This is a genomic window from Alphaproteobacteria bacterium, assembly GCA_025800285.1.
In the GTDB taxonomy this organism is placed as follows: domain Bacteria; phylum Pseudomonadota; class Alphaproteobacteria; order JAOXRX01; family JAOXRX01; genus JAOXRX01.
This window is the reverse complement of record JAOXRX010000047.1, coordinates 1-882: the sequence shown is the minus strand read 5'-3', so window position 1 is coordinate 882 and position 882 is coordinate 1. Positions and strand designations below refer to the sequence as shown.

Annotated in this window: 1 protein-coding gene; it reads left to right on the top strand. The window is 27.6% G+C overall.

Annotation, left to right across the window (positions count from 1 at the left end):
- Window positions 1–270: 270 nt before the first annotated feature.
- Window positions 271–882 (top strand): TetR/AcrR family transcriptional regulator (locus OIF36_02660; GenBank protein ID MCV6599364.1); only part of this gene is annotated, 612 nt, incomplete at its 3' end.

The window sequence follows — 882 nt, the reverse complement described above, 5'->3', positions numbered from 1 at the left end:
ACTTTAAGACAACCCCATGAAAACTGTAAGAGTAAGTTCCGTTTGTAATATTAACTTCCGTTTAAGGTTAAAAACGGAAATTTATAATTTATTCTAGGCCTTTTTATGATTTATATTCAATACATATGATTTTATCATACATAAATAGTATTTAAGGGACAACTAACTGATATTATTGTTGCAATTATTAGTATGACAATATACCATAATATTAATAGTTTGATTTTAACTAAAAGTCTAAATTTCTTTATCTTATATGGGAGGATAATTATGATTGAAAAGAAAAACACAAATCGTCAATTGCAAGCTCAAAACACCAAAAAAAAATTATTTATAGCAGCAATGGAACTTTTCCAAAAAAAGGGTTTTTATAGAACTACTATCAGTGATATTACTAAATTAGCCAATACCTCAAAAGGAAGTTTCTATACTCATTTTAAATCAAAAGAACACGTGATTATTGAACACTTTCGTCAATTAGATATTTTCTATTCTGATTTTTATCATAGAAACAACATATCTCAACATTCACTCAAAACATTAAAGGATTTTATAACCGAACTCCTACTAATGGTCAAAAACGAAATCGGATTTGATCTAACATTTGTGATATATGACACACAATTAAAACATAGAGAAGAAAGAAATTTTGTTATCAATGAAAATCGGTCATTATACATCACATTAGAACAGATCATTAAAGGTGGGCAAAAGAAAGGGGAAATTCGATCTGATATTGATTGTCATGAACTTTGTATGATGATAAGTAGAACATTTAGAGGAATATTCTATGATTGGTGTTTATATAACAATGAATGGGACTTACTTGAGGTTGGAATGTCTCACTTTAATGTTTTTCTCGATGGATTAAAAGACAAACAT